At 70.9% G+C, this 24,426-nt stretch carries 19 protein-coding genes; 9 read left to right on the top strand and 10 right to left on the bottom strand.

What is annotated here, in order from left to right; genetic code table 11:
- The first annotated feature begins 261 nt into the window (after positions 1 to 261).
- From nth to HC362_RS14450, 3 genes are all read left to right on the top strand, one after another.
- Positions 262 to 1,362 (top strand): endonuclease III, encoded by a 1,101-nt coding sequence (nth, locus tag HC362_RS14460; RefSeq protein WP_243084326.1) that lies wholly within the window; start codon positions 262 to 264, stop codon positions 1,360 to 1,362.
- A 65-nt stretch (positions 1,363 to 1,427) separates the two neighbouring features.
- Positions 1,428 to 2,096: a CoA pyrophosphatase gene (locus HC362_RS14455; RefSeq protein WP_243088589.1), complete on the top strand. Its 669-nt coding sequence runs from the start codon at positions 1,428 to 1,430 to the stop codon at positions 2,094 to 2,096.
- Positions 2,097 to 2,238: 142 nt separating this feature from the next.
- Positions 2,239 to 3,438: a MarP family serine protease gene (locus HC362_RS14450; protein ID WP_243084325.1), complete on the top strand. Its 1,200-nt coding sequence runs from the start codon at positions 2,239 to 2,241 to the stop codon at positions 3,436 to 3,438.
- Between the two features lie 97 nt (positions 3,439 to 3,535).
- Here the strand turns inward: HC362_RS14450 and HC362_RS14445 are convergent, their stop codons facing one another.
- The 6 genes from HC362_RS14445 to HC362_RS14420 form a co-directional block, all read right to left on the bottom strand.
- The gene (locus tag HC362_RS14445; RefSeq protein WP_243084324.1) at positions 3,536 to 3,721 is read right to left on the bottom strand and encodes a hypothetical protein; all 186 of its coding nucleotides are present in this window, start codon (positions 3,719 to 3,721) and stop codon (positions 3,536 to 3,538) included.
- A 135-nt stretch (positions 3,722 to 3,856) separates the two neighbouring features.
- Positions 3,857 to 4,843, bottom strand: coding sequence for an alpha/beta hydrolase (locus HC362_RS14440; RefSeq protein ID WP_243084323.1), 987 nt, complete (start codon positions 4,841 to 4,843; stop codon positions 3,857 to 3,859).
- Entirely contained in the window at positions 4,840 to 5,310 is a 471-nt protein-coding gene (locus tag HC362_RS14435) for a phage holin family protein (RefSeq protein WP_243084322.1), read from the bottom strand. Before HC362_RS14435 ends, HC362_RS14440 begins: the two co-directional genes overlap by 4 nt.
- A 115-nt stretch (positions 5,311 to 5,425) precedes the next feature.
- Positions 5,426 to 6,796 (bottom strand): Na+/H+ antiporter NhaA, encoded by a 1,371-nt coding sequence (gene nhaA / locus HC362_RS14430; RefSeq protein WP_243088587.1) that lies wholly within the window; start codon positions 6,794 to 6,796, stop codon positions 5,426 to 5,428.
- 309 nt (positions 6,797 to 7,105) lie between these two features.
- Positions 7,106 to 9,073: an acetate--CoA ligase gene (gene acs / locus HC362_RS14425; RefSeq protein ID WP_243084321.1), complete on the bottom strand. Its 1,968-nt coding sequence runs from the start codon at positions 9,071 to 9,073 to the stop codon at positions 7,106 to 7,108.
- Between the two features lie 316 nt (positions 9,074 to 9,389).
- The gene (locus tag HC362_RS14420; protein ID WP_243084320.1) at positions 9,390 to 11,933 is read right to left on the bottom strand and encodes a bifunctional SulP family inorganic anion transporter/carbonic anhydrase; all 2,544 of its coding nucleotides are present in this window, start codon (positions 11,931 to 11,933) and stop codon (positions 9,390 to 9,392) included.
- Between the two features lie 260 nt (positions 11,934 to 12,193).
- On the opposite strand from HC362_RS14420, the gene HC362_RS14415 reads away from it, so the two are divergent.
- The gene (locus HC362_RS14415) at positions 12,194 to 13,462 is read left to right on the top strand and encodes a hypothetical protein (protein ID WP_243084318.1); all 1,269 of its coding nucleotides are present in this window, start codon (positions 12,194 to 12,196) and stop codon (positions 13,460 to 13,462) included.
- 152 nt (positions 13,463 to 13,614) lie between these two features.
- Here the strand turns inward: HC362_RS14415 and HC362_RS14410 are convergent, their stop codons facing one another.
- Positions 13,615 to 14,616, bottom strand: coding sequence for an ATP-binding protein (locus HC362_RS14410; protein ID WP_243084316.1), 1,002 nt, complete (start codon positions 14,614 to 14,616; stop codon positions 13,615 to 13,617).
- Positions 14,617 to 14,722: 106 nt separating this feature from the next.
- Between HC362_RS14410 and HC362_RS14405 the strand changes: the two genes are divergently transcribed.
- Positions 14,723 to 15,598 carry an oxidoreductase gene (locus tag HC362_RS14405; RefSeq protein WP_243084315.1) on the top strand — a complete coding sequence of 292 codons (876 nt, stop codon included), beginning with the start codon at positions 14,723 to 14,725 and terminating at the stop codon, positions 15,596 to 15,598.
- 506 nt (positions 15,599 to 16,104) lie between these two features.
- Here HC362_RS14405 and HC362_RS14400 read toward each other — a convergent pair.
- The gene (locus HC362_RS14400) at positions 16,105 to 16,932 is read right to left on the bottom strand and encodes an HAD family hydrolase (RefSeq protein ID WP_243084313.1); all 828 of its coding nucleotides are present in this window, start codon (positions 16,930 to 16,932) and stop codon (positions 16,105 to 16,107) included.
- A gap of 453 nt (positions 16,933 to 17,385) precedes the next feature.
- On the opposite strand from HC362_RS14400, the gene ssd reads away from it, so the two are divergent.
- The 4 genes from ssd (at position 17,386) to HC362_RS14380 (ending at position 21,927) form a co-directional block, all read left to right on the top strand.
- Positions 17,386 to 18,561 (top strand): septum site-determining protein Ssd, encoded by a 1,176-nt coding sequence (gene ssd, locus HC362_RS14395; protein WP_243084312.1) that lies wholly within the window; start codon positions 17,386 to 17,388, stop codon positions 18,559 to 18,561.
- 95 nt (positions 18,562 to 18,656) lie between these two features.
- A complete protein-coding gene (locus HC362_RS14390) occupies positions 18,657 to 20,030 on the top strand; it encodes a TadA family conjugal transfer-associated ATPase (RefSeq protein WP_347568442.1) in 1,374 nt (457 codons plus the stop codon).
- A 2-nt stretch (positions 20,031 to 20,032) separates the two neighbouring features.
- Positions 20,033 to 21,061 carry a type II secretion system F family protein gene (locus HC362_RS14385; RefSeq protein ID WP_243088584.1) on the top strand — a complete coding sequence of 343 codons (1,029 nt, stop codon included), beginning with the start codon at positions 20,033 to 20,035 and terminating at the stop codon, positions 21,059 to 21,061.
- 203 nt (positions 21,062 to 21,264) lie between these two features.
- Complete coding sequence (locus tag HC362_RS14380) at positions 21,265 to 21,927, top strand: type II secretion system F family protein (RefSeq protein WP_347568441.1); 663 nt, start codon at positions 21,265 to 21,267, stop codon at positions 21,925 to 21,927.
- A 645-nt stretch (positions 21,928 to 22,572) separates the two neighbouring features.
- Here the strand turns inward: HC362_RS14380 and HC362_RS14375 are convergent.
- Positions 22,573 to 24,039 (bottom strand): UvrD-helicase domain-containing protein, encoded by a 1,467-nt coding sequence (locus tag HC362_RS14375; protein WP_243084310.1) that lies wholly within the window; start codon positions 24,037 to 24,039, stop codon positions 22,573 to 22,575.
- Between the two features lie 108 nt (positions 24,040 to 24,147).
- A complete protein-coding gene (locus HC362_RS14370; protein WP_243084308.1) occupies positions 24,148 to 24,360 on the bottom strand; it encodes a hypothetical protein in 213 nt (70 codons plus the stop codon).
- Positions 24,361 to 24,426: the final 66 nt, after the last annotated feature.

The following is a 24,426-nucleotide window of genomic DNA, read 5'->3' as shown; positions in this document are numbered from 1 at the left end:
TCTCTCCTTGTCGACCTGCCCATGGGGTCCGTGGAACCCATGATGCCGGACGGTGAAACCATGCGATCAGTCACAGCAATCAGTCACAAGTTTGACGCACGCATGCTGTCGCTCCCAACGCGGGGCGCGCTAGGGCCCCGGATCCGCCGCGTGTGCCACGAATGTCGGTGGCCCCCCTTACGCTGGCCGAGTGTCCAATACCCCGGGCAGCGCACGGAGAGAGAGGGGGCTGGGCGGGTGACGGCAACAGAGGATTCCGCTGTGAGCGAACACGAGGCGGCCGACGCGGCCGCGTCGGCCGCGGCGCCGAGGAAGCGGGCCGCCGCGAAGAAGGTGACTGCCACGGCGAAGAAGGCCGCCACGGGAAAGAAGGCCGCCGCCAAGAAGGCCCCCGCGAAGAAGGCCCCGGCAAAGAAGACGGCCGCCCCCGCGAAGAAGGCCGCCCCTGCGAAGAAGGCCGCCGCCACGAAGGCCGCGGCCTCGGCAGCGAAGAAGGCCCCCGCCAAGAAGGCCCCCGCCAAGAAGGCGCCCGGGGGCAAGCCGGAGTCGCGGGAGTCGAAGGCGAAGCGGGCCGCGCAGCTCAACGAGGCGCTGGCGGAGGTCTACTACTACGCACACCCCGAGCTCGATTTCGAGAACCCGTTCGAGCTGCTGGTGGCCACCGTCCTCTCCGCGCAGACCACCGACCTGCGCGTCAACCAGACGACGCCCGCCCTCTTCGCCGCGTACCCCACCCCGGAGGACATGGCGGCCGCCAACCCCGAGGAGCTGGAGGAGCTGATCCGCCCCACCGGCTTCTTCCGCTCCAAGGCCAAATCGCTGCTCGGCCTCTCGGCGGCTCTGCGGGACGACCACGGCGGCAAGGTCCCCGGGACGATAGACGAGCTGGTGAAGCTGCCGGGCGTGGGCCGGAAGACGGCGTTCGTCGTGCTCGGCAACGCCTTCGGAGTCCCCGGGCTGACCGTCGACACGCACTTCGGCCGACTGGTGCGCCGCTGGAAGCTCACCGAGCAGACGGACGCCGTCAAGGTCGAGCAGGAGATCGACGACCTGCTGCCGGAGAGCGAGTGGACGATGTTCTCGCACCGCACGATCTTCCACGGCCGTCGCATCTGCCACTCCCGCAAGCCCGCCTGCGGCGCCTGCCCGATCGCCGAGCTGTGCCCCTCCTACGGCGAGGGCGAGACGGACCCGGAGAAGGCGAAGAAGCTCCTCAAGTACGAGATGGGCGGTCAGCCGGGGCAGCGCCTCAAGCCCCCGGCCGACTACCCGGGCCGCCCCGCTCCGCCCCTGCCCTCCCGTGACCCGGCCACCGAGCCACCGGCCGGGCAGTCAGCAGACGCCGCCGGAGCCCAGCTGTGACGGGAGCCGGACAGTCCTCCGACCAGGCGGCTGAGCACGGGGCGGCAGGCCGCCGCGCGGTCGCGATGCCGATCGAGGTCGACGGACGCGGGCTCCCTCGGTGGCTCGTTCCCGTACGGGACGCGGCGGAGAGCGTCGAGGCGAGGCAGCTCAGCCGCTTCCTGCCGCCGGCGGACGGCCGGGGCCGCCCCTCCGCCGTGCTGGTGCTCTTCGGTGAGGGCGCACAGGGCCCGGAGCTGTTGCTGATGGAGCGGGCCTCCAGCCTGCGCTCGCACGCCGGGCAGCCCTCTTTCCCGGGTGGGGCGCTCGATCCGGAGGACGGCGATCCGCAAGGGGACGGACGGCTGCGGGCCGCGCTGCGCGAAGCCGAGGAGGAGACGGGGCTGGACCCCACGGGCGTACAGGTGTTCGGCGTGCTGCCCAGCCTCTACATCCCCGTCAGCGGCTTCGTCGTCACACCGGTGCTCGGCTGGTGGCGCCGTCCCACTCCGGTGGCGCCGGTCGACCCGGCGGAGACGGCGCGGGTCTTCACCGTTCCCGTCTCGGACCTCACCGACCCCGCGAACCGGGCCATGGCCGTGCACCCTGCGGGTCACGTCGGGCCCGCCTTCATGGTCGGCTCCGCGCTGGTGTGGGGGTTCACGGCCGGCCTCATCGACCGGATCCTGCACTACGCGGGCTGGGAGCGCCCCTGGGACCGCGACCGCAGGGTTCCGCTCGACTGGCATGCGTGACCCTTACCGGCTGGTACGGGTGGCCGTCGCACCCGCGCGCACATGAGACGGTGTCTCTTCCGCTCTCCTGGGCCCCGGCCGCCCGGCGCGGCCGAGAGCGGGGGTAGGACTGCCGAGATGGACCCGAGGCGAGGCTGATTCGGTGAATGTGCTGGACGTACTGCTGGTCGTGGCTGCCGTTTGGTTCGCGATCGTCGGCTATCGCCAGGGCTTCGTCGTCGGCATCCTGTCGGTCCTCGGGTTTCTCGGGGGTGGCCTGGCCGCGCTGTTCGTGCTTCCGCTGCTGTGGGACGAGCTGACGGCGGGCGACCGGCCGGGTACGGGACCGGCGCTCGCCGCCGTGATCATCGTGATCATCTGTGCCTCCGTCGGCCAGGCCCTCACCACGCACCTGGGCAACAAGCTGCGGCAGTACATCACCTGGTCGCCGGCGCGGGCCCTGGACGCGACCGGGGGTGCGCTCGTCAATGTGCTCGCGATGCTGGTCGTCGCCTGGCTGATCGGCTCAGCGCTGGCCGGTACGGCGCTGCCGACCGTGGGCAGGGAGGTGCGCGACTCCAATGTGCTGCTCGGTGTCTCCCGGGTGATGCCCCAGCAGGTCAACACGTGGTTCACCGACTTTTCCTCCGTTCTGGCCAAGAACGGGTACCCGCAGGTCTTCTCCCCCTTCTCCCGGGAGCCGATCCGTGAGGTCCGGCCGCCCGACCCGAAGCTGGCGGGCAGCCCCGTCGCCGAGCGCGCCAAGCGCAGCATCGTCAAGGTCGTCGGTACGGCACCCAGCTGTCGGAAGGAGCTGGAGGGCAGCGGCTTCGTCTTCTCGCCGGGCAAGGTGATGACGAACGCGCACGTCGTCGGCGGGGTCCGGCATCCGACCGTGCAGGTCGGCGGCGAAGGGAAGCGCTACAGCGCCCGGGTGGTGCTCTACGACTGGAAGCGCGACATCGCCGTGCTGGACGTTCCCGAACTGAAGGCGCCCGCGCTGCGCTTCGCCAAGCAGGACGCGGAGAGCGGTGACGGCGCGATCGTGGCGGGCTTCCCGGAGAACGGCGGCTACGACGTCCGCTCGGCCCGGGTGCGCGGCCGCGTCCAGGCCGACGGCCCCGACATCTACCACCGGGGCACCGTCAGGCGGGACGTGTACTCGCTCTACACCATGATCCGGGAGGGCAACTCCGGTGGCCCGCTGCTCACCACGGACGGCCGGGTCTACGGCGTGATCTTCGCCAAGTCCCTGGACGACGACCGCACCGGATACGCCCTCAGCGTCGACGAGATCCGTAAGGACATCACGCGGGGACGCACCGCCGTGCGGCCGGTCAACAGCCAGGGCTGCGCGATCTGAGGAACTCCGTCGGCGGCCCGCCGTCCGGCACTCGGGAGGGAGCGGCCGGGCGGGTGCTCAGGAGCTGCCCGCCGGTGCTCAGGAGCTGCGGCCGGGCTCAGGAGCGGGTGTGCCGGAGTCTCGCGCCCACCCAGCGTGCACGGCGACGCAGAATGCGGGGAATTCCCAGCTCGGCGCCGGTGGGATGCAGCCGACCCGTCGCGCGCGGGGAAGCCTCGCCGCGCAGGTCCCTGGAATGGCTGCGGTTACGTGCCACGTCACGGAAGTCGTGCGTCAACCCCATACCGAGGTCCCTGCCCCTGCCTCATGGTCAGTAATCGCCCGCCGGGCGCTCAATCGGCCTATGCGCCGGGCACATGTACGAGCCTGCGCGCCGCCCGTGCCGACCTCTGCGCTCGCCGGGCCTGTGACGTCGGGCTCAGCGGTCCGGTTCCGGGTCGCTGAGCCAGTGCACCAGCTCGGAGGTGAAGGTCTCCGGGTCCTCCTCGTGCGGCCAGTGCCCCAGCCCGTCGAAGAGCCGCCAGCGGTACGGGGCCTCCACGTACTCTCCCGAACCGGCCGCGCTCCGGGTCCGCATCACCGGATCGAGTGAACCGTGCAGATGCAACGTCGGCACCCGTACCGGCCGCTTCATCCGGCGGTAGAACTGCATCCCGTCCGGCCGTGCCAGCGACCGCACCAGCCACCGGTACGGCTCCACCGAGCAGTGCGCCGTGGAGGGCACGCACATCGCGCGCCGATAGTCGTCCACCGCCAGCACGCCCGCGTGCCCCGCGGGACCGGTCGGGCTGCCGACGGGACCGGGCGGGGAGTCGCTGGGGACGGGTGGCTTGGGGCCTGCCCACTCCCGGACCAGCCGCTCCACCAGCGCGCCGCCGTCCGCGACGAGCTGACGCTCCGGCAGCCATGGACGCTGGAACCCCCAGATGTAGGAGCTGGCCGCCGTCTGCCGTGCGTCACCCAGCATGGCGGCCCGCCAGCGGCGGGGGTGCGGCATCGAGGCGACGACGAGGCGGCGGATCAGCTTGGGCCGCATCACCGCGGCCGTCCACGCCAGGTAGCCGCCCAGGTCGTGTCCGACCAGTGCCGCGTCGGGCTCGCCCAGTGAGCGGATGACACCGGTCACATCGAGCGCGAGGTTGGCCGGGTCGTAGCCGCGCGGCGTACGGTCACTGCCGCCCACTCCGCGCAGATCCATCGCCACCGCCCGGTAGCCGGCGTCCGCGAGCGCCGGCAACTGGTGGCGCCACGCCCACCAGAACTGCGGAAAGCCGTGCAGCAGCAGCACCAACGGGCCTTCGCCCATCTCGGCGATGTGGAACCGTGCGCCGTTGGCCGCCACATCCCGGTGTGTCCAGGGGCCTTCGGGACGGATCACGGCCGCGGGACTGTCTGCGAACGTCATACGGACGAGCGTGTCACACCCTGCAGCTGCGGGCGTTCCTTCCCGCCGTTCTCCGCCGCACGGGGGTGCGGCCTGGCGTGCGAGAGGACGGCCGCGCTCTGCTTGGCGGAGGCCACCGACTTCTGCGGGCTCTTGCTCTTGGAGACCTTCTTGAACTTGGCCAGCGCCAGCAGCAGCAACAGCAGCGCGAGCGCGATGAAGGCGCCGCCCACGATCAGGAACGACCAGGCCAGACCGAGCCCCAGATTGTGGATGCCGAAGGCGGCGGCGAAGCTCAGCACGGGGAGCGCGAAGAGCACCAGGACTCCGGCGGCCAGGGCCGCGCCGCTGCCCAGCACACCGCGCTTGACGTCCTGCCGCAACTCGGCCTTGGCCAGCGCGATCTCGTCGTGCACCAGTGCGGACATCTCCGCAGTGGCCGCTGCGACCAACTGGCCCAGGCTGCGGCCGTCGTCGGCTGCGCTCATCGCTGTCTCTCCCTTGTCGTCGTGCGGGCCCGGCGCGGTGCGGGCCCGGTACTTCCCTGGCTGTGGCGGCGGGCTCGGTGCGGGCTTTCCCTGCCGGTAGCCGGTCAGGCTCAGATCATGCCGGACCATCGTCCGTCACGTCGTGGCGAGTGGCCACCTCGGCGAGCCTGCGGTGCTCGGCAGCCTTCGCCTCGTAGAGCGCCGCCATGCGCAGATGGAAGTCGGGGTTGTCCTCCTCGTAGATGTCGGGGACGCCGTCGCCGTCCTCGTCCCGGTTCTCGGCGTCCACCAGCGAACGGTACTCACGGGCCCGCAGTTTGAGCACGATTCCGGCGAACACGGCGGCCAGCAGCGAGCCTATGAGTACGGCTGCCTTGGCCTCGTCGGCGAGCACCGGGTTGTCGGTGAAGGCCAGTTCGCCGATCAGCAGCGAGACGGTGAAGCCGATACCGGACAGCGCCGCGATGGCCAGCACATCCGCCCAGCCCAGCTCCCGGTTGAGCTCCGCCTTGGTGAAGCGCACCGCCGCCCAGGCGCCGCCGAAGACGCCGAGTGTCTTGCCCGCCAGCAGGCCGAACACCACGCCGAGGGTCTCCGGCTTGGTGAACACATCGGCCAGCGCCCCGCCCGAGATCGTCACACCCGCCGCGAACAGCGCGAAGAGGGGCACCGCGAGCCCCGCCGAGAGCGGCCTGACCAGGTGCTCGATGTGTGCGGCCGGTGAGGTCTCCTCTCCGGGCCGGAGCGTGCAGCGCAGTATCAGCCCCATCGCCACCCCGGCGACCGTCGCGTGCACCCCGCTGGCGTGCATCAGCCCCCACACGACCAGGCCGAGTGGTACGTACACGTACCAGCCGCGCACGCCCTTGTGGTGCAGGAACCAGAACAGCGCCAGCCCGGCTATCGCGCCCGCCAGCGCGCCGAGGCTGATGCCCGCCGAGTAGAAGACGGCGATGATGACGATGGCGCCCAGGTCGTCGACGACGGCCAGCGTCAGCAGGAAGGCGCGCAGCGCGGAGGGCAGCCCCGTGCCGAGCACGGCCAGCACCCCCAGCGCGAACGCGATGTCCGTCGCCATCGGAATCGCCCAGCCGCGCAGGTCACCGCCGCCGCCCGCCGCGAAGGCCACATAGACCAGCGCCGGGACGGCCATCCCGCACACCGCCGAGATGATCGGCAGCGCGGCCGCCCGCGGATCGCGCAGCTCGCCGGCGACCAGCTCCCGCTTGAGCTCGATCCCCGCGACGAAGAAGAACAGGGTGAGCAGGCCGTCCTTGGCCCAGTCGGCGACCGAAAGGTTCAGATGGAGCGCCCCGGGACCGAAGTGGAAGTCCTTGATGTCGTCGTAGAAGCCGCTCGCGCCGGTGTTGGCGAGCAGCAGGGCGACGACCGCCGCGGCCAGCAGCAGGGTGCCGCCGACGGTCTCGGTGCGCAGTGCGTCCGCGAGGAACCTGCGCTCGCCGAGCGGGAGCCTGCCGAGGAACACGGAACGGCGGTTGTTGTCGTCGTTGCTGTGGTTGTCGTCGCTGGGGTCGTCGGGGCGGTGCGGCGGGGCGTGCGGGGTAGCCAAGGGTGGGCCTCCGGAAGGTCGCATGGACACACCTGTGGTGTGTGCCGACCAGACTTCCCGGCTCGCCCTCGGTTCTTGGTATTTTCTTTACTCGACTCCCCAAGGGTAACCAACCCCACTGACACGACCGAGGGGGCACCCGGCGCGCTGCCGGATGCCCCCTCGCCGGGTGCCGGGCTCGGCCCTCGCTGAGGTGCGGGGCCCAGTCCTCGCTCGGTGCCGTGTTCAGTCCTCGCTGGGTGCGCTCGGCAGCTTGGACTGGATGAGTTCCATCACCGAGGAGTCGGTGAGGGTCTGGGTGTCACCCAGCGTCCGGTTCTCCGCCACGTCCCGCAGCAGCCGGCGCATGATCTTGCCCGAGCGGGTCTTGGGCAGCTCCGCGACCGGCAGGATGCGCCTCGGCTTGGCGATCGGGCCGAGGTGCTTGGCGACGTGCGCGCGCAGTTCCTCGACCAGCGCCTCGTCCTCGTCGGCACCGCCGCGCAGGATGACGAAAGCGCAGATGGCCTGCGTCGTCTGCGGGTCGGTCGCACCCACCACGGCCGCCTCGGCGACCTTCGGGTGGGAGACCAGCGCCGACTCGACCTCGGTGGTGGAGATGTTGTGCCCGGAGACGAGCATCACATCGTCCACCCGGCCGAGCAGCCACACATCACCGTCGTCGTCCTTCTTGGCGCCGTCGCCCGCGAAGTACTTGCCCTCGAACCGCGACCAGTAGGTGTCCAGGAACCGCTGGTCGTCGCCCCAGATGGTGCGCAGCATCGACGGCCACGGTTCGGTCAGCACCAGGTAGCCGCCGGCTCCGTCGGGCACCTCGTTGGCCTCGTCGTCCACGACCGTCGCCGAGATTCCCGGCAGCGGAACCTGCGCCGAGCCCGGCTTGGCCTCGGTGACGCCGGGCAGCGGGCTGATCATGATGCCGCCCGTCTCCGTCTGCCACCAGGTGTCGACCACCGGGGTGCGGTCACCGCCGATGTGGTGCCGATACCACACCCACGCCTCCGGGTTGATGGGCTCGCCCACCGAGCCGAGGATGCGCAGCGAGGACAGGTCGAACTTCGCGGGGATGTCGTCGCCCCACTTCATGCTCGCGCGGATCGCGGTCGGCGCGGTGTAGAGGATGGTGACGCCGTACTTCTGCACGATCTCCCACCAGCGGCCCTTGTGCGGCGAGTCGGGGGTCCCCTCGTACAGCACCTCCGTCGCGCCGTTGGCGAGCGGACCGTAGACGATGTACGAGTGCCCGGTCACCCAGCCGACGTCGGCGGTGCACCAGAACACATCGGTCTCCGGCTTGAGGTCGAAGACCGCGTGGTGGGTGTAGGCGACCTGCGTGAGGTAGCCGCCGGTGGTGTGCAGGATGCCCTTCGGCTTACCCGTGGTGCCGGAGGTGTACAGGATGAACAGCGGGTGCTCGGCGTCGAAGTCCTGCGGCGTGTGCTGCTCGGACTGGCGGCCGACCACCTCGTGCCACCACAGGTCGCGCTCCTCGTTCCAGGAGATGTCCTCCTGGCCTGTGCGCTTGACCACCAGGACGTTGCGGACCTTCTCGGTGCCCGGCCGGGTGAGCGCCTCGTCGACGGCGGGCTTGAGCGCGGACGGCGCGCCCTTGCGGTAGCCGCCGTCGGCCGTGATGACGACACGGGCGTCGGCGTCCTCGATCCGGGTCGCCAGCGCGTCGGCCGAGAAGCCGCCGAAGACCACCGAGTGCGGTGCGCCGATACGCGCGCAGGCCAGCATGGCGACGACCGTCTCCGGGATCATCGGCATGTAGACGGCGACCCGGTCGCCTGCCTGTACGCCCAGCTCGGTCAGCGCGTTGGCGGCCTGGGAGACCTCGCGCTGGAGGTCGGCGTAGGTGAGCGTGCGGGTGTCGCCGGGCTCGCCCTCGAAGTTGATGGCGACGCGGTCGCCACGGCCGGCCTCCACATGCCGGTCGACGCAGTTGTAGGCGACGTTGAGCTTGCCGTCCTTGAACCACTTGGCGAACGGCGGATTCGACCAGTCGAGCGTCTCCGTCGGCTCGGTTCCCCAGCTCAGCCTTCGCGCCTGCTCGGCCCAGAAACCCAGCCGGTCGGCCTTGGCCTGCGCGTACGCCGCGGCGGTGACATTGGCGTTCGCGGCCAGCTCGGCGGGCGGCGCGAACCTCCGCTCCTCCTTGAGCAGGTTGGAGAGGGAAGGACTCTCGTTCATGTCGGCTCCCGTCGGCAAGTGGTGTAGACCAATCTTTGATAACTGGCATGCTTAGTGATCGCGGGAGCCCGGTCAACCCCCAGCCGATCCTGGCACCTCGGACCCTGCCGGGTACAGCGGCAATCAGGGAGTCGTTGCGTGTCGTCCCGCGCCACACCGGAGTGTTGCGCTTCGCCCTGCTCCACGGTTCGCCTCCGCAGGTGAATTCCCACGGAGACGAACTCGGTTGTCCCCCTCGTCGGCGGGCGCCGGCGGCTTGCGCACAGCCACAGGAAGGTCTTGACGTCCTTGCCGGTCCGGCTCCTGACGGCGCCGGTCAGGAGGCGACGGGGTCGGGTCTGACGGCGGCGAACACCGGCTCGGACCCCCGGACGCCGGCGGCCGTGTTGTCGAGGGCTGCGGTGCCGGTGGCCGTGGCGTCGAGGACGTAGGTCTGTGCCTCACCGACGTGGAAGTACATGCCGTGCAGTTCCAGCGTCCCCTCGCGCAGCCGCCGGGCCACGCACGCGTGTGCCGCGAGGTGTTCCAGCTGCTGGACGACGTTGGTCAGACACAGCGCCTCCAGCTCGTCGGCCGTCTCCCGGTCGGCCAGCCGCGGCTCGGACCAAGGCGAGGTACGGGCCACGCTACGGAACCGCTCCAGGCTGGGCCGCCCGTGCCGCAGCCAGCGGCCGAGCGGGGTGTCGTCGGAGCCCTGAGCCGAGGTCGCTCCGCTGTGCAGCGCCTGCATCGCGCCGCAGCCCGAGTGGCCGCAGACGGTCACCGATTCGACGCGCAGCACGTCCACCGCGTACTCGATCGCGGCCGCGACCGACTGGTCACCGCGCTCCTCGCCAGGTGGCGGGACAAGGTTGCCCACGTTGCGCACGGTGAACAGATCCCCCGGTCCGCTAGAGGTGATCATGCTGGTGACCAGGCGGGAGTCGGCGCAGGCGAGGAACAGCTGAGAGGGCTGCTGCCCCTCACGGGCCAGCCTCGCCAGCTCGTCCCGCACCAGGGGTGCCGTGGTGCGCTGGAAGTTGCGTACGCCGCCGAGGAGTTGCCCTCGCCGCGAAGGGGCGTGGGATTCCGTGCGGTTTGAACCGGCTGAGAGGGCTGAGCGGTCGGCATGGCCCGAGGGGTCGGCACCGGCGGGGCCGGCTGAGCGGCCTGACCTGCCCGAACTATCCGACCCGGCAGAGCTGTTCGAGCTTTCCGTGATTTCCGAGCTCCTCGAGCCGCCCGGGCTGTCGGTTCCGTCGGCCCGGGGGCGCGTGCACTGATGGTTGCGCCAGGGCGTCCACGGGGTGCAGGCGTGCATCGTCGTCGGCTCTCCGATCTTTTGCCCCGCGCGGCCCCTGACCTCGGTCTCACCGCCCGTCGCCGTATGGGCGGCCTTCCAGTCCTCCAGCGCCTCGAACGCCGCGTGGTCCATGAACGACCCCTCCAGTTCCACCACTGCCTTGGCCCCGTCCGGCACCTGGGCCAGCGCCCGGCTCAGCCGGGGCACCGCCAGAAACGTCAACTGCCCCCGTACGACGACCCGGTAGCTGTCGGGTGGACAGGAAGCCGAGTCGCCGTCCGCCTCGCGCTCCACGCAGATCCGGGCCCAGGCCAGCCGGTGCAGGGCCACCACCACCGCCACCGCGATGCCCAGACCGACCCCCTCCAGCACCCCCAGCAGCACCACGGCGACTGCCGCTGTGCCGAACACCAGGGCCTCGCCGTGGTGTGCCACCGTTCTGATGTGGCCGGGGTTGATCATCCGCACGCCCACCACCATCACCAGAGCGCCCAGCGCCGAGAGCGGGATGAGCTCCAGCACGCCGACCAGCAATGCGGCGGCCAACACCACCCAGATTCCCTGCAGCAGTGCCGAGTTCCGGCTGACGGCCCCGGCGGCGATGTTGGCCGAGCTGCGCACCGCTACCCCGGTCACCGGCAGCCCGCCCAGGGAGCCCGACACCGCGTTGGCCACGCCGTGTGCGCGCAGCTCCCGGTCCAGGTCGCTGCGCGGCACCCGGTTCGCGGCTCCGCGCGCGGCCGTGAGCTTGTCGGCGGCCACCGCGGACAGGAGGGCCTGCACGCCGGCCACCAGAGTGAGCGTCAGCACCGCCGCGCCCAGCCCCAGCACCGGCCCATCCGGCAGCTGGGGCAGCGCGTGCGAGCGCCAGGAGGGGAGGTCGACGCGGGGCAGCCTCGCATCGGCCAGCACCGTGGCGAGCGTCGCCAGGCCGACCGCGGCGAGCGCGGCCGGCACTCTTCCGGTGACGGCGCCGAGCCATCCGCCCTGCTCCTTGAGCCGGGGCCAGGCCAGCAGCACCGCGACGGTCAGCACGCTGACGGAGAGGGCGGCGGGCTGTACCGAGGTGATCCGCCCCGGCAGCTCCAGTGCGTTGGTGAGCGGTGAGCTGTCGGGGTCGCCGCCGAGCATCACATGGAGCTGGGCGAGCGCGATGGTGGCTCCGATTCCCGCGAGCATCCCGTGCACGACCGCGGGGCTCACGGCGAGGGCGGAGCGCGCCACCCGCAGAAAGCCGAGCCCGATCTGGGCGAGCCCGGCCAGAACGGTGATCGCGCAGGTGGTCTGCCAGCCGTATGTCTGGATCAGCTCCGCTGTGATCACCGTCAGGCCCGCGGCGGGCCCGGTGATCTGGAGCGGAGCTCCGCCGAGCCGGCCGCAGACCAGCCCGCCGACCGCTGCGGCCACCAGCCCCGACTGGAGCGGGGCGCCCGCGGCCAGCGCGATACCGAGGGAGAGCGGGAGGGCGATCAGGAAGACCGTGACGGAGGCGCTGAGGTCCGCTGACCAGTGCTGTTGGCCGGGGGAACGGTTCGGGCGGGCGGTCGGACCGCTGCACACAGGGGTGCGGTGGGACATCGCGGCTCCTCCCCAGGTCGACACCTTGCGTGATCGTCTGATTACTCCCGGCTGGAAGTAAAAGAACAGTAATGCCAAGTAAAGCCTTGGTGAAGCACGGAGTGGTGTCTGGCTGCCCGTGTTCCACCCATCGAGTGAACGGCGCCTGAAAAGCCGCTTGTCCTATTTGTCTTATTAACGTCTCATGCCACTTTTATCCGCGTGGCAACGCGGTCCCGGCCGGTGACCGACGAGACAAGGCGTAAGGACGAGGTGAGCCGATGGCAGCCACGCGAAGAAGACCCGCTCTGACCACCGTGCTCCCGGCGGCACTGGCGCTTGCGCTGGCCGCCGGCGGCTGCTCCGGCGGCGACGGTGCGCACGAGCCGGAGGAGTCGCCCGGCGGGGCGCCGCAGGCCAGACCCGGGGTCAAGGAGCAGCTGCTGGGCGACGGTTCCACCTCGCTGACGGGACGCCAGCCCTTCCAGCCCACCCCGCGCAAGCTCGCGCCCGGCAAGAAGCCGCCGCAGTTCGTGGTCTTCTCCTGGGACGGCGCCGGCGAGGACGGCAAGAGGCTCTTCTCCCGCTTCCGCAAGGCGGGCAAGAAGTACGGCGCGGCGCAGACCTACTTCCTCAGCGGTGTCTACACGCTGCCGGAGGACGAGGCGAAACGTTACTCCCCGCCGGGGCACGAGCCCGGCGCCTCGGACATCGGCTACCTCAAGGACGAGAACGTGCGTGCCACCCTCCGGCAGGTCCGCAAGGCGTGGCTGGACGGCAGCGAGATCGGGACCCACTTCAACGGCCACTTCTGCGGCCCCGACGGCGTGGACACCTGGTCCGTCGAGCAGTGGAAGAGCGAGATCGAGCAGGCCCGTTGGTTCGTCCAGCACTGGAAGACGACCACCGGCTGGGAGAAGGCCAAGGCGCTCCCGTTCGACTACGAGCGGGAGCTGGTCGGCGGTCGTACACCCTGTCTGGAGGGCCAGGAGAACCTGCTGAAGGCTGCAAAGCAGATGGGCTTCCGCTACGACTCCAGCGGAAACGGCACCCAGGTGTGGCCGGGCAAGCGGCAGGGTCTGTGGGACCTGCCGTTGCAACAGGTTCCCGTACCCGGACGGGGGTTCGAGACCCTGTCGATGGACTACAACTTCCTCGTCAACCAGTCAGGCACCGTCGACGGCGACGTCGAGAAGCGGCCGTACTGGCAGCGCCAGATGCGCGACGGCCTGCTGCAGGGCTTCGAGCGTGCCTACAAGGGCAACCGGGCACCGATGATCATCGGTAACCACTTCGAGGACTGGAACGGCGGCATCTACATGGACGCCGTCGAGGACGTCATGAAGACGGTCTGTCGCAAGGACGGTGTCCGCTGCGTCTCGTTCCGTCAACTGGTCGACTGGCTCGACGCGCAGGACCCGCGCATGCTCGCCAAGCTGCGCACCCTCGAGGTGGGGGAGAAGCCGTCCGGCGGCTGGCGCTCCTTCCTCAGGGGGACGGGCAAGCCCGAGAACCTTCCGGGAGAGGCCAAGGCGGCGAAGGCCGGCTGAGCCGGGCCCCGGTTCCGGGCCGGACGGCCCGGAACCGGGAGCTCCGCGTGATCCCCGGCAGGCGGGGTCGGCCGGGGATCAAGCGGAGGGCGGCGGGGATCGGACGGGGACCGGACCGGGGTCGGACGGAAGGCGGACGGGGGCAGGCGAGGTCAGGCCGGCTGAGGAGCGGCGGCAGTGGCCTCCTGCCGGTCCTCGCTCAGGGTGAACGAGGGGTCCACCTGGGCCGCGAGGTCCGCGCCGGTCTTCGCGTTGCCCCAGCTCTCCGCGTTGCGCAGATGGAAGTGGACCATCTGCCGGGTGTAGCGCTCCCAGTCGCGCAGCTCGTAGGAGGCATCAGCCGTCTCGTACAGCGCGGCGAGTGAGCGGGAGTTGTCCTCTTCCAGTTCGGCGAAGGGAAGCGGCCGGCCCTTCTCCATGGCGCGCACCCAGTCCGAGTGGCCGAAGGTCACCAGCAGGTCGTCGCCCACTTCCTGACGCAGGAAGTCGACGTCGTCGGCGCTCTGCACCTTGTTGCCGACGACACGCAGCGGAACCCCGAAGTCGCGGGCATAGTCCTTGTACTGGCGGTACACGGAGACACCCTTGCGGGTCGGCTCGGCCACCAGGAACGTCATATCGAAGCGGGTGAACATTCCGGAGGCGAAGGAGTCGCTGCCCGCCGTCATATCGACGACCATGTACTCCTCGCGGCCGTCCACGAGGTGGTTCAGCAGCAGCTCCACCGCGCCTGTCTTGGAGTGGTAGCAGGCAACGCCCAGGTCCGACTCGGTGAACGGCCCCGTGGCCAGTAGCCGGATATCCCCGCCGTCCAGTGCGACCGGGCGCGCACAGGCGTCGTAAACCGGGTTGTCCTCCTGCAGGCGCAACAGCCGGGACCCCTCGCCGGGCGGTGTCGTCTTGATCATCTTCTCTGCGGAGGCGATCCGGGGGTTGCTGCCCCGCAGGTACTCCTTGATGAGCGGCAGGTGGGCGCCCATAGCCGGCAGTGCGGCGGCCTCGGCATCGTCCAGCCCGAGTGCCGCGCCCAGGTGCTGATTGATGTCCGCGTCGACAGCGACCACGGGAGTGCCGCGGGCGGTGAGGTGGCGAATGAACAGCGAGGACAGCGTGGTCTTCCCGCTGCCGCCCTTCCCTACGAAAGCGATCTTCATGTTCAACAGCGTAAGCCGCCGCGAGTACCGGGTCGGCCGAGGTGAGTGAAGAAGACCACTCGATCGAGGGGTTGGGCCGCCCGGCCGGGTGCGTAGGGTCGTACGCATGAGTAGCACCGCTCGCCCCGACCACGGCGGCCCTTCGAAGCGCACGGCTCCCGGCGTCTCCGCGGCGGACCCGCTGGCGCCACTCGCCGCGCTGCCGGGTGTGCCGGAGGCAGTCGAATCCGTGCGCAAGTCGGTCGACCGGGTCTACGGGCACCGCGTCATGCGCCGCCGCAGCAGTGAGGTCAGCGCGGAGGCGGCGCTGCGTGGGGCCCGTGCCACCGCGGCTGTGGAGGGCGTCGACTGGGTGCTCGAAGAGGTGCGCCGCCGTAGCGACTTCAGCGTCGACGAAGAGGCACGCACGGTGGGTGCCGCGCTGCGGGTGACGGCCGAGGCCGGCCAGCTGCTCGACATCTGGCCGCAGTCACCGTTGCGCGTGCTGGCCAGGCTGCACCTGGTGGCCGCCGGCGGCGTGTCCGTGGAGGACACCGTCGGTCGCCCGCGGCGCCCTGGGGAGCCGGTCCAGGGTCCGGACATCGGCTTGGACCTGCCGGGAGCCGATGAGGTCGCGGCCAGGCTGGACGGCCTGGCGCAGCTCATCAGCGGCAGCACCTCGGCCCCCGCACTGGTTGCCTCCTCGGTGGTACACGGCGAACTGCAGGTGCTGCGCCCGTTCGGCTCGTTCAACGGGCAGGTGGCGCGCGCCGCCGAGCGTGTCGTACTGATCGGCAGCGGCCTCGACCCGAAGGCCATCTGTCCGGCCGAGGTGGGCCACGCGGAGCTCGGGCGCGAGGCGTACACGGCTGCCCTGGCGGGCTATGCCTCGGGAACCCCCGAAGGGATGAGCGAGTGGATCGCGCACTGCGGCCGTGCGGTTGAGCTCGGCGTGCGGGAGAGCACCGCGGTCTGTGAGGCGATGCAGCGGGGAGCGGCCTGAGCGAGCCCTCGGACGAGTCCTGAGCGAGCCCTGAGGCGGGCTCTGCGGCGGGCCTGGTGCCGGCAACCGTCGGGAAGCGTCGCGGCGGGGGCGTCATGGCGGAGGGCGTCATGGGAATGCGACGGCCTCGCCACCAAGGGCGAGGCCGTCACTGGCATGTCCACCGGGTTACCAGTGCGTGCTTCACATTCCGTCCGGACATCAGGGTGGGATCGTTGCCCTTCCCTGAAGGGACCTACCCGATCGCGGGCTGTGCGTCGCGTGGGTACCCGGTATTCATGCTTCCGGTCCGTGGGGCCATCTGCGTGATACGGAATCCTTTCGGATGCCGTTGGTCTCGCGGGCCGTGATTCCTTTGTACTCCGCGCGGGAGCCGAGCGGAAGTCCTCTCCCCGGCACGAACCCAGATCTTTACTATTGCCTGCAACTACCGCCGTACGCCCAGAAACCGCATGATACCCCCAAAAGGGACATGTCGCGCCCCGCCCGGGGTGCGGGCGGAGGCGTCAGCTCGGGCGGCGCCGGTTGTTGAACCAGACGAACCCCGCCGTCGCCGCCGCGGCTCCCACCGCCACGGCGGTCAGCGCCAGCGTCGGCCGGGACGGCATGGACAGCGAGGGGATGCGCTGCTTGAGCCGCACCGGCCGGGAGAACGTCAGTACGGGCCAGTCGCGCGCCAGCGCCTCCTTGCGCAGCGCACGGTCCGGGTTGACGGCATGCGGCTGGCCGACCGCCTCCAGCATCGGCAGGTCCGTGACCGAGTCGCTGTAGGCGAAGCAGCGCGCCAGGTCGTAGCCCTCGGACCGGGCCAGCTCCCGGATGGCCTCCGCCTTGGTGGGACCGTAGGCGTAGTACTCGATCTCGCCGGTGAAGCGGCCGTTCTCGACGACCATCCGCGTGGCCACCACCCGGTCGGCGCCGATCATCCGTCCGATCGGCTCGACCACCTCGGCGCCCGACGACGAGACGATCACCACGTCCCGGCCCGCCAGGTGGTGCTTCTCGATGAGCGAGGCGGCCTCGTCGTAGATGATCGGGTCGATCAGGTCGTGAATGGTCTCCGCGACGATCTCCCTGACCTGTTCGACATCCCAGCCGCGCGCCAGTCCGGAGAGGTACTCGCGCATCCGCTCCATCTGATCGTGATCGGCGCCACCGAGGAGATATACGAACTGCGCGTAGGCGGTCCGCAGCACTGCACGGCGATTGATCAGGCCACCCTGGTAGAAGGACTTGCCGAAGGTGAGCGTGCTCGACTTCGCAATGACCGTCTTGTCCAGATCGAAGAAGGCGGCTGTCCGAGGCATCGCGAGATTTTCCACGTCCATGAGCATAGGCGCCCACCATTCGGCGTAAGCTGGGGCGCGTGGGTTTGCCTGAGAAGGCTCTCGGGTACACCATGGAAGTCACGGATCGTTCGCGACCGTGCTAACCCGGCCCGACTCCTCCCCCCCCGAGTCGGCCGTGGGGACGACCCCCGCTCTCCCCCCCGGCGGGGGTCGTCGCATGTCCGGGGGGCTTTTCCCGCCTCGGCCCGCAGTGGTCGGGGCTTTTTCGATCTCTCAGGACCGGACTCCCGGATTCCTCCGAACTGTAACTGAGAGTAATCGAAGCGCTGCTCTCCGATAGTCACTGGTTTGGGTGAGCGAGTTATTCACAGTCTCGGGGTTGTCCACAGTTTTCGACCATGATCCACAAGTTTTTCCGGTTCGCTGCACCGTGAATCCCGTCGGCGTCCGCAGCCGTTTGCGGACGCGAGTGCCCAACTGACGGGGAGCGCCCAGAGCATGGCCGAAAACATTCTGATTGTCACCGAGGACGAGGAACTCCTTGATGACCTACTGCGACTGTGCGCAGCCGCCGGAACCGAGCCGCAGGTCGCGCACGGCGGCCCGACGAGCGGGACCGGGTGGGCGTCCTGGAGTGGTGCCACCGCATGGGAACGGGCGCCCCTGGTGCTCGTCGGCGACGACTGCGCAAGCGCCTCCGGCTTCGGCGGTGGCCCGGAGCCCGACGTGGGGCTCGACCGCCAGGGCCCACCGGGCGCGGGCGGGACGGCGACACGGCGGCCCGGAGTGCTGCTGGTCGGGCGGGACTGGGACGACCCCGGCGTGTGGGAGCGCGGAGTCCGGATCGGGGCCGAGAGCGTTGTCCTGCTGCCCGACGCGGAGGGCTGGCTGACCGGCCGTATCGCCGACGCGCTGGAAGGAGTCGGCCAGGCCGCACTGACCGTCGGCGTCATCGGCGGACGCGGCGGAGCCGGAGCCTCCACACTGGCCTGCGCGCTCGCGGTCACCGCGGCACGTGCCGGGGAACGGACCATGCTCATCGACGCCGACCCGCTCGGCGGCGGTCTGGACATCCTGCTCGGCGCGGAACGGACACCGGGACTGCGCTGGCCGGACTTCGCAGAGTCCCGCGGCCGGGTCGGCGGCGCGGCCCTCGCCGAGTCCCTGCCGCGTACGGACGAGCTGTCCGTGCTCAGCTGGGACCGGGGCGAGCGCGTGTTGCTCCCCGCCGACGCCATGAAATCGGTGCTCTGCGCCGCGCGGCGGCGTGGCGGCGTGGTCGTCGTCGACCTGCCCCGGCAGGCGGACGAAGCCGTCGCGGAGGCGCTGGTCCAGCTGGATCTCGGGCTTGCGGTCGTACCGGCGGAGCTGCGTGCCGTGGCCGCGGCGCACCGGGTGGCCGCCCGGACACAACTGGTCGTCCGCGATCTGCGGGCAGTGGTGCGCCCACCAGGCGGGCCGCAGGATGCCCGTGGATACGGCTCTGGCCTGGACGACGCGGAAGTCGCCCGGCTGCTCGGGCTGCCACTCGCCGGGGAGTTGCCCTGGGAACGCGGCCTGCTGGAGGACATCGACCGTGGCAGGCCGCCCGGCTCCGCGCGGGACGGTGCGCTGGCCCGTTTCTGCGACCGGCTCTGGGAGCGCGTGCTCAGCCAGGGAGCGGTGGCGGCATGACGGGAGTGGCAAGGAGTCGGCGTGCCGCCACCGCAGCACCGGAGGGGCCTCGTGCCCGAGCGGGCGAGGCTGCTGCAAGCATCCCGGGAGCGGGTGTGGGAGTCGGCTCAGGACCGGCCGGGGAAGGTCCGGGAGCGAGGGACGCGGGCCCGGCGGGGCCGGGGGCCGGTGCCCGGTTGCTGGACTCGGTCCGGCGCAGCCTCGCCGAGACCGGAGCGGAACCGACCCCGGCCCGGGTGGCGGCCGCACTGCGGGCTCAGGGACGGCTGATGGGGGACAGCGCGGTGTTGCGTGTGGTGGAAGCCCTGCGCTCCGAACTGGTCGGCGCCGGTCCGCTGGAGCCGCTGCTGGCGGATTCCGAGGTCACCGACGTCCTGGTGACCGCCCCCGACCAGGTATGGGTCGACCGGGGACACGGGCTGGAGCTGACCGGGGTGCGCTTCCCCGACGCGGGCGCCGTCCGCAGGCTCGCGCAGCGGCTGGCGACCTCGGCAGGACGCCGCCTCGACGACGCCCGCCCCTGGGTCGACGCCCGCCTCCCGGACGGCACCCGGCTGCACGCTGTGCTGCCCCCGGTGGCCGTGGGCTCGACCTGCTTGTCCCTGCGGGTGGTGCGCCCCAGGGCCTTCGGCCTCGACGAACTCGTCGCCGCTGGAACAGTGCCGCCCGGAGGGGAGCGGCTGTTGCGGGCCGTGCTGGACGCGCGCCTCTCCTTCGTCGTCAGCGGCGGCACCGGCTGCGGCAAGACCACGCTGCTCTCCACCCTGCTGGGACTGGTGGGCCCCGACGAACGCATCGTCCTCGCCGAGGACTCGGCGGAGCTGCGGCCCGACCACCCGCACGTCGTCAGGCTGGAGGCCCGCCCGGCCAACCAGGAGGGCGTGGGCCGCGTGGAACTGCGCGACCTGGTACGGCAAGCGCTGCGCATGCGGCCCGACCGGCTGGTCGTGGGCGAGGTGCGAGGGCCCGAAGTCACCGACCTGCTGGCCGCCTTGAACACCGGCCATGAAGGCGGTTGCGGCACGGTTCACGCGAACGCCGCCGCCGATGTCCCGGCCCGGCTCGAAGCCCTGGGGACCACGGCCGGGCTCGACAGGGCCGCGCTGCACAGCCAGTTGGCGGCGGCACTGGATGTGATCGTGCACCTGGTGCGAGGGCGGGACGGCAGGAGGCGGGTCGCCCAGATCCATGTGCTGGAGCGCGATGCCGACGGGCTGGTGACAACCGTGCCGGCTGCCGTGTGGAACGGCGCGGACGGCCGCCGGAGGGGAACCGCCGGCACGACCGCGACCGGATTCGCACGCGAGCGCGGCTGGCGGCGGCTGGAGGAGCTGTGCATGCGGCGCCACGCCGACGAGCGCGGGGACGGCGCCGGAGGCCGCCTGTCGGCAGGCGCTGAGTGGGCCGAGGAGGCGGCGCCCGGGGCGTGGCCCTCGTGGTCGGTGCCTGCCGAGAGGGGTGCTCGGTGACGATGGCGACAGGTTCTGGAACGGCGGGGACGGAGCCCGCGGTGGCCTATGCCGCGTACGCAGCGGTGGTGTGCGCCGGAGCGGCGGCCTGGCTGATGACCGGGCGGCAGGACGGGGCACGGCGCGCCAGGCTGCTGCTCGCGGGCGGAGGAGAGGCGGCGGCGCGGTGGCCGGCCTTCGAACCCCCTGGCTGGTGGCTGGACGCCATCGAGGCGGTGCGGCGACGCCTGGGCCGGTGGGCAGGACGCGAGTGGTGGTGCCTGCCGGTGGGGCTCGTGGTGGCGCTGCTGGGGCAGTCCGTGCTGCCGCTGGTGGCCGGACTCGCGGCGGTCCCTCTCGTCCGGCGACGGCTGCGGCGCCGCGCTGCCGATCGGGCAGCCCGCGAACGCGAGACAGCCGTGGTGGGGCTGTGCGCGGCCGTGGCGGGTGAACTACGGGCGGGCCGCCAGCCGGACGGGGCACTGCTCGCGGTCGACCGCTCCGTGGTGCGGCGCTTCGGGGAGCCGGGAGCCGCCGTGCTGGCAGCGGCCCGCTTCGGCGGAGACGTCCCCGCTGCGCTGCGGGAAGCGGCACTGCTGCCCGGTGGCGAAGGGCTGGCCGGAGCCGCCGCCTGCTGGCAGGTGGCGGTCGAGGGCGGAGCGGGACTGGCCGAGGGCCTGGAGAGAGTGGCCGGTTCGGTGCGTGCCCGTATCGAGCAGCGGGAGGAGCTGCGGACCCAGCTTGCCGGTCCCCGCTCCACCGCCCTGGTGCTCGCGCTGCTGCCGGTTTTCGGGCTGGCCATGGGCGCGGCCATGGACGCCGATCCGCTGTGGATCCTGCTGCACACTCCAGCCGGTTTCCTCTGCCTGGCGGCAGGGGTGCTGCTGGAGTGGGCCGGGCTGGCCTGGGTCGCCCACATCGTGCGCGCGGCCGAGGGCGCCGACGAGCCCCGGAAGGCGAGGGAGGCGGCGCCGGCGGAGTGCCGTACGCAACCGAGTGAACGGGTGGCGGGGCCGGTGCGGAGTCGGTCGAGCGGGAGTTGGTCGAGGTGAGCGGTGGAGGTGCGGAGCTGGTCCCCGCCCGGTGGGCGGAGGCGGCAGAGGTTGTCCCCAGGCTGTGGATGTGGGCTCCGGCGGCCGTGGCGGTGCTGGCCGCGGCGTGGTGCGTGACGACAGCTGTGGACGCGGCCCGTCGGGAGGGGGCTGTGCGGCGGCGCGTGAACCTTCTGTGCGGGGCTGCGGGCCGGGGAGGGGCGATGGATCAGCCGCCCGGCCGTTGGGCGGTGGCCAGGCGGAAGTGGGAGGGGGTCCTGCGGACAAGACGGGCGCGGGAGTGCATGGGAGTGGCCGGTGCCGGGGTGCTGGGCGTGGTGCTGGTCGGCGGGCCGGTGGGGTGGCTGGTGGGCGGCGCGGCTGCGTGGGGCACCTGGCGGTGGCTACGCCGGCAGTCCGCAGCGGAGGACCCACAGAGCGTGGGGGAGCGGGCTGCCGAGGAGCAACTTCCGCTGGCTGCCGAACTGATGGCCGCGTGCCTCGCGGCAGGTGCGGGACCGGAGCGTGCGGCGGAGGCGGTCGGGGGCTCGGTGGGCGGACCGCTGGGCGAGCGGCTGGCGGGGGCGGCGACGGAGCTGCGGTTGGGAGCTGAACCGGGCCTGGTGTGGGGACGGTTCGCGAAGCGGCCGTGGGGCATGGAGTTCGCCCGGTGCATGGAGCGCGCCGGGGTGGCCGGAGTGCCGGCGGCGGAGTCCGTGACCCGACTGGCGGCCGAACTGCGTGGCAGCCGTGCGCGCGCCGCGAGCAGCCGGGCGCGGCGGGCGGCCGTACTGGTCACAGGACCCTTGGGGCTGTGCTTCCTGCCGGCGTTCCTGGCAGTGGGCGTGGTGCCCGTACTCCTGGGGCTGGCGCGGTCGCTGTGGTGAGGGAGGAAGGGCCGGGGGAGGAAGCGCTGAGGGAGGAAGTGCTGAAGGACGAGTGAGTGGCCAGGCCAGGTCAGGTGGAAGCAGGAAGAGGGAGCGAAGTGGGCGTGGGTACTGCGGTGTTGGTGAGGGTTCGGATGTTGACGCGGCTGTTGTGGAAGCACTCGCGGGCTCGGCGGGAGCTCTGCGGGGACAGGGGGATGAGTACCAAGCAAATCGTGGCACTAGCCGTGTCCCACGCAGGTGTGTCGCATTAGCTGGGGATGCGCATCCCGGCTGGCATTGCGCATAGCTGAGTCATCGTGTCGCATTTCCCGTCTACTTGAGTGATGTAGATCATACCGGGCCGTGAGTCTGTGGCCAGCAAAAGCGTGCACGGTTTCGGAGTCGGCATCAACAAATCGTGGGCTGACCGGCTCGACACCACGTATTCGTGCGTCCTCGCCATCTCGCAGGGCGTCACTGAGCGTCTGCTGACCGAGCACACCAGGTGCCGAGATTCGGCACGGTTACGAACTGGCTGGGCTGAGCCTGGATGCATATGGGGTGACCGCCGAACTGGTCGACAGTACGAGGCTGTACCTGGGGCTCCCCAGACGCCTTGGGCCGCGCCGTTCGGACTACAGCCTTGGGCCGGACCTCTGATAGTCAACCGTCTCCTGTTTGCTGTGCGGCAGCGCTCCACGCCAGGCCGCCAAGATCGAGTTGGTGGCGGGCGCGAGTGACCGCGACGTAGGCGAGACGGGCGTCCGCGTCGCTCACCCGCGTCGGGGCCCGGGCGGTTGCGCTTGTTGTGGCGCCGTTCTCCATGGGCTGGGGAAAGTCGTTGCCGATTTTGACCGTCGACCATTCGCGGCCTTTGGCTTTGTGCGCTGTGGACACGGTGACGTCGGCGCATGTCTCGTCGGTGAGTTCCGCCACCGCGGCGAGGATCGCGTCGGGGCCGTGGGTGTCGACGAGGTCGACGAAGGGCTGCAGGTCGCGGCCGGCCGGATCGTAGGCGGCGTAGTCCTGCAGATCGCCCCAGGAAGGGAAGAGCACAAGTTCGGGGTGGTGAGTGCGGCGGCCTTCCTTGAGGTCATGGGCGGCGAGGGCGAGTGCGGCCAACTGCTGTCCTCCTCGGGCCAGGGCGACGCGGAGTCCGTTGCTGAGCAGCCGCATGACCTCGGTCATCGCGCCGATATTGGTCCGGCACAACACCGCGTCGGGCTGATCGACGTTGCCGACCTCTGCAGGAATGCTGGTTGTTCCCGTCAGGCGGATTGGGGCGTCGGCGAGCGCGAGCCAACGGTTGGCTTCCTCGGCGATCTGCGGGCCAAACCGGAATGACCGGGTAAGAGTCAGGTGCTCGGCGTCGAAGTCGGTCATGACGTCCTGGGCGCCCCGCCATCCGTAGATGGCCTGTGCCGAGTCGCCGACCATGACCAACTGTGCGTGGTCCCGCTGAGCGGTGAACACCTGCTCCAAAACCGGGTTGGTGTCCTGGGCCTCGTCGAGAAAGAGAAAGTCAGCCTCGATTTTTGGTCTGGTCAGCGCCCACATCTTGAGATAGTGGTCGTGCTCGAAGCGGACGACGCCGTGATCGGGGCACTGCAGGTCTGCCCAGGCTTTGGCCGCGAAGGGGAGCACGAGGTCGGCGAACTGCCGGTGATGGTCGGGCAGGTCGAGACCGCGTAGGCGCGGCACATGGTGGCGGGCCGGAGCACTGTCGGCGGAGTAGCAGAAGCGGGTGACCGTGCGCAGCACGTTGTGGGACAGGGCCCTTTGGCTGAGCTCTCGGTCTCCGATCCGCATGGGGTGGAGGATCCCGAGGGCCTGGCCAGTTTTCCAGGCCGGCTGGCGAGGGCTGTTGAGACGGTTGGCGTAGCGGTGGCCGAGCGCGGCGAAGGCCGTGGCGTGGGCGGTGCGGCACTGCACCGTGGGCGGGAAACGTCTTGCGGCGTCGTGTGCGATGTCCTTGTTGAAGGCCAGATAGCGGCCGCGTCGCGACGTGCTGGCGGCGAGCAGACACAGCGTGCTGGTCTTCCCGGTCCCGGCTCCGGCTTGCAGAGCGAGGTGTCGACCGGAGCGGAACGTGTCTGTCGCGTGCATTTGTTCGTGGGTGGAAGTGTGCAACAGGGGCTCCGTAGGAGGTGGACGGTAGAAGGAGGAACAGCGCCGCCAGTAGTCGTCGGGGGAAAAAGACCCAACTGAACCGGTGGCCCAGGCCAGAACCTCCTTCGGTCAGTGGTGGGCGAGCAGACTCTGCAATCGCGACTCAAGGCGGTGACGTCCGGCGCATGGCTCTTGCGCAATGCCCATCGTGATCCGCTCGTCCAGGAAGTCGCTCGGGCGCCGGAAACCAGCAGCCGCCGCCTGGTGGTCGGGGCAGTGCGTGGTCAGCACGTCGATCGGTAGGAGCGAGCCCAGTTGGCCGGGATAGCCGGTGCCAAGCATTCCTCGAGCTTGTGCCGCACGCTCTGTACTGTCATCGGCCACGTGCGGTCGGCGCTCGCGGCGTGT

The sequence above is a fragment of the Streptomyces sp. 891-h genome (assembly GCF_022760275.1).
Taxonomy (GTDB): domain Bacteria; phylum Actinomycetota; class Actinomycetes; order Streptomycetales; family Streptomycetaceae; genus Streptomyces; species Streptomyces spirodelae.
Note: the sequence above shows the minus strand (reverse complement) of the source record. Positions and strands in the feature narration are given on the sequence as shown.

Coding starts and splice junctions, on each gene's coding strand:
- HC362_RS14455 (WP_243088589.1), top strand. CDS start 1,428: ATGCCGATCGAGGTCGACGGACGCGGGCTCCCTCGGTGGCTCGTTCCC.
- HC362_RS14445 (WP_243084324.1), bottom strand. CDS start 3,721: ATGGGGTTGACGCACGACTTCCGTGACGTGGCACGTAACCGCAGCCAT.
- HC362_RS14440 (WP_243084323.1), bottom strand. CDS start 4,843: ATGACGTTCGCAGACAGTCCCGCGGCCGTGATCCGTCCCGAAGGCCCC.
- HC362_RS14435 (WP_243084322.1), bottom strand. CDS start 5,310: ATGAGCGCAGCCGACGACGGCCGCAGCCTGGGCCAGTTGGTCGCAGCG.
- acs (WP_243084321.1), bottom strand. CDS start 9,073: ATGAACGAGAGTCCTTCCCTCTCCAACCTGCTCAAGGAGGAGCGGAGG.
- HC362_RS14420 (WP_243084320.1), bottom strand. CDS start 11,933: ATGTCCCACCGCACCCCTGTGTGCAGCGGTCCGACCGCCCGCCCGAAC.
- HC362_RS14415 (WP_243084318.1), top strand. CDS start 12,194: ATGGCAGCCACGCGAAGAAGACCCGCTCTGACCACCGTGCTCCCGGCG.
- HC362_RS14410 (WP_243084316.1), bottom strand. CDS start 14,616: ATGAAGATCGCTTTCGTAGGGAAGGGCGGCAGCGGGAAGACCACGCTG.
- HC362_RS14405 (WP_243084315.1), top strand. CDS start 14,723: ATGAGTAGCACCGCTCGCCCCGACCACGGCGGCCCTTCGAAGCGCACG.
- HC362_RS14400 (WP_243084313.1), bottom strand. CDS start 16,932: ATGCTCATGGACGTGGAAAATCTCGCGATGCCTCGGACAGCCGCCTTC.
- ssd (WP_243084312.1), top strand. CDS start 17,386: ATGGCCGAAAACATTCTGATTGTCACCGAGGACGAGGAACTCCTTGAT.
- HC362_RS14385 (WP_243088584.1), top strand. CDS start 20,033: ATGGCGACAGGTTCTGGAACGGCGGGGACGGAGCCCGCGGTGGCCTAT.
- HC362_RS14380 (WP_347568441.1), top strand. CDS start 21,265: ATGGATCAGCCGCCCGGCCGTTGGGCGGTGGCCAGGCGGAAGTGGGAG.
- HC362_RS14370 (WP_243084308.1), bottom strand. CDS start 24,360: ATGCTTGGCACCGGCTATCCCGGCCAACTGGGCTCGCTCCTACCGATC.